Origin of the sequence: Polaromonas sp. (assembly GCF_031411155.1) — a bacterium.
Classification (GTDB): Bacteria; Pseudomonadota; Gammaproteobacteria; order Burkholderiales; family Burkholderiaceae_C; genus Polaromonas.
The window spans coordinates 1-3,296 of record NZ_JANOAL010000291.1 but is presented as its reverse complement, the minus strand read 5'-3'; the positions used below and the strand labels follow the sequence as shown (position 1 = coordinate 3,296).

Below are 3,296 nucleotides of genomic sequence, written 5' to 3'. Positions count from 1 at the left end.
CAGCCAGCGGATGTGGCCGGTTTTTTCTTCGGCGGCGCGCTGGGCGTTGAGGGCGACCAGGTGCGTCAGCAGGGCGTCGGTGGGCTGGCCGGGTTCAAGTCCGTAGGCTTGCAGCACGGCGGCGTCGAGTTCGTCGTGCAGTTCCTTGAGCACGCTGACCAGGCCTTGTTGGTGAATCGTCTTTTCCTTGGCCGTCAGCGCCCGGCCCTCGCGCAGCGCTTCCAGCACGTTGTACATGCCGGTCAGCGTCAGGCCCGGGTTTGCAGCCTGCTGGCGTTTGCGGTGGGCGTCGATCTGCTCGGCCAGCGTGGCGATGCGCTCGCGCAACTCGGGGCTCAGGCCGGTGTCCTGGTCGGGAAAGGGGAAGGTTTCGAAGCAGCGGGATTTGTTGTAGCGCGGGCGGTCTTCCAGCGTGCCTCCTTGCGCCAAGGCCCACGCCTCATGCACGCGACTCGACAGCACGCCGAGGTGGAACGCGTCGTTGCTGGCGATGGCGATCAGCATGTTGTCGGGCAGGATGCTGGCGTCCAGAAACTGGAAGGTGCGGTGCTTGGCGGTTTCGACGGTGGCGATGTAGCGCGGCAGGCCGGTGAGTGCTGGACGTAGCTCTCTGCGCGGCTCCCCAAACAACCACCAGTTGTCCCGGTAGGTGGCGCGGTTGTTCTGGTCTCGCTCGGGCTTCACTCGCTCCAGCAAACGCTGGTAAACCGCCGGGAACTGTTCCCGCACCTGCTCGGCGCTCAGCCCAAACAAGTCGATTACTTTCACGCCGCGCGGCGTGTCGGTCAGGTCGCGGCCGTTACGGTATTCGCGAATGATGTTTTGCGACGGCTTGCCCCTACCCCCGCCCTCCCCCAGCGGGGGAGGGAGTAAGAGGGTGGCCTCATCGGGTGTGACGATGAAGCCCGCGCCATGCAGCTTCACGCCGGGCGAGGAAATTCCCGCGTTGGCCTGCAGCGCTACGGACGAAGCCACATTCGCGCCCACGCTCAAGTCGGCATGAATCAGCCCGGTGCTTTCGACCAGCGTCACGGCCACTTCGCCATGCTCGCCGGTTTGTTCGCTGGTGACGGTGAGCAGGCGGGCGGTTAGGGCAGGCTCAGCCAGAACGGATGATGCAGGGGCTGGCGCGGCAGCCACGGTCATGGCAATACGCACCGCCGCGCCGTTGGCGCTGTCCACCCAGGGGTGGTCGGGTATGGCAAAGGTCAGCGCCAACCCTTTGTCGAGCGCGGCCTGCACCACGCGCCGGTTAAAGGTCTGGCGCAGGCTGTTGGTGGTGATCAGGCCAAAGCGGCGGGCGTGTCCGGAGCGCACGGTGAGCGCTGCCTGGTGCCACCAGTACATCACAAAGTCAGCGCTTTCTGGTACTTCGGGCCAGGCGCCGCGCAGCGCCTGCACGTAGCCGTCGCTCAAGGCAGCGCGCAGGGTGCTGGCGCCAATGAACGGCGGGTTGCCGACGATAAAGTCGGCGGCGGGCCATGCGGCCATGCGGCCTTGCGGGCGCCGCTGTATTTCCACTGCGGCACCAGCGCCGCTTCGTCGGGCACCAGCGCACCTGTCACTGGATGAGTTTTAAACGTGCGGCCATCCCAGCGGCTGAGCAACTGGCCCGAACCGTTGGGGCCGTTGTCGTAGGCCAGATCGGTGGCGTCCCACGCCAGCACGGCGTCGCGGCATTCGATATTGCCGTAGTCGTGCACCACGGGTTCGGCCACCGCCTTGTTGCCACGGGTGCGGGTGTGCCACTGCAGGTAGCCAATCCACAGCACCAACTCGGCCAGGGCGGCGGCACGCTCGTTGATCTCTATGCCCAGCAGTTGCTGCGGGGTGACGGTTTCGCCTTCAAAACCGAGTTTGTCCTGGTTTTCACCCAAGTCATTGAGCTGGTTGATGACTTCGCCCTCCAGCCGCTTCAGGTGCTCCAGCGTCACGTACAGGAAGTTTCCGCTGCCGCAGGCCGGGTCCAGCACGCGGGTCGTGCAGAGCTGGTGGTGAAATTTTCGGATTTCGGCTCTGGCTTCTTCCTGTTTGGTCTCTTGCGCCTTGCCGCTCAGCCCGGCGGCTTCGCGCGCCAGCACCAGGGCGGCGGCCTGGGCGTTGGCCCAGTCGGCGCGCAGCGGCTCGACCACGGTGGGCAGAACCAGCCGCTCGACGTAGGCGCGCGGCGTGTAGTGCGCGCCCAGGGCGTGGCGCTCGCTCGGGTCCAATGCCCGCTCCAGCAGGGTGCCAAAGATGGCGGGCTCGACCTCGCGCCAGTTGGCCTGGGCGGCGCGTATCAGGCGCTCTATCTGCTCCTGATTCAATAGCAGGCTATACCCGTCCTGATTGGACTGCTTGAATAATTTGCCATTAAAACGCAGCACCTGGGTGGCCAGCGCGGCGCTAAAACCGCCCCGGTCCATGTCGGCCCACAGCACGCGCAGCATTTGCTGCAAAGTGACGGGTTGCTCGCGGTGGCTTTGCAGCAGGTTCAGAAAGCTGCCCTTGGGTAGCAGCTCCACGTCCTCGGCAAACATGCTGAACAGGCTGCGGGTGAGAAAGGCGGCGACATGGTCGGCGCGGTGGCCGGATAGCTCCAGTGAGCGGGCGAGTTCGGCCAGTTGCGTGGCGACTTGGCGGGTGACGCGGGCGCTGGCGCGGGCGGGGTTCAGGCTCTCGGGGTCGGTCCAGATGCTTTTGAGGCGATCCCGCACAGCGGCGTCAAGCAGGCTGGCCAGCGGCAGTCTATGGCTGCGCGGATCAGGAAAGGGCGTGTAGGTGGCGCCGCTGCGGGTGAACTCGGCATACAGCTCGATCACGTTGCCGACATCGACCACCAGCAAAAAGGGCGGCCGGCCTTCGGCGGGCGGCAGGGCACGGGCGTAGCCTTCGGCCTGGGCGCGAGCGCGCAGCAGGGCGTCGTCAAAGCCCTTGGTCTGCGGGCCGGCCTTGAGCTTTTTGGATTCGAGCACGAAGTGGCCGCGCCGGTAGCAGTCAATGCGGCCGGGGCTGCTGCTGCCGTCGCCGTGGCTGAAGGTGACGGGCCGCTCGAACATATAGTCCTGTTCGGGCGTGGGATGCGGCACCGCCACGCCCAGCAGTTCGCACAGTTCGCGCACAAAGCTTTGCGCGGTCGACAGCTCGCTGGCGCTGACGCCCTGCCAGCGGGCGATGAAGGCTTGCGCCGGGGTGTGGGCGGCAGGGGTGTCGAGGGTGTCGGCTTGAGGCATCGCCATGATGATAGCGGGACGGCCATGACAAACCGCCAGCGCGTGGCCGGGTTCCGCTTCGGGTGCTGATTTAGGTCGATTCAG

The 3,296-nt window shown here is 66.0% G+C and carries 2 protein-coding genes; both read right to left on the bottom strand.

Annotated elements, in window-relative coordinates:
• Positions 1–1,491: type IIL restriction-modification enzyme MmeI (locus tag RMO23_RS17095; RefSeq protein ID WP_405041624.1), on the bottom strand; the 1,491-nt coding region annotated here is incomplete at its 3' end.
• On the bottom strand, positions 1,413–3,296 hold a 1,884-nt coding region (locus RMO23_RS17090; RefSeq protein ID WP_405041623.1), incomplete at its 5' end, for a type IIL restriction-modification enzyme MmeI. The genes RMO23_RS17090 and RMO23_RS17095, both read right to left, overlap by 79 nt.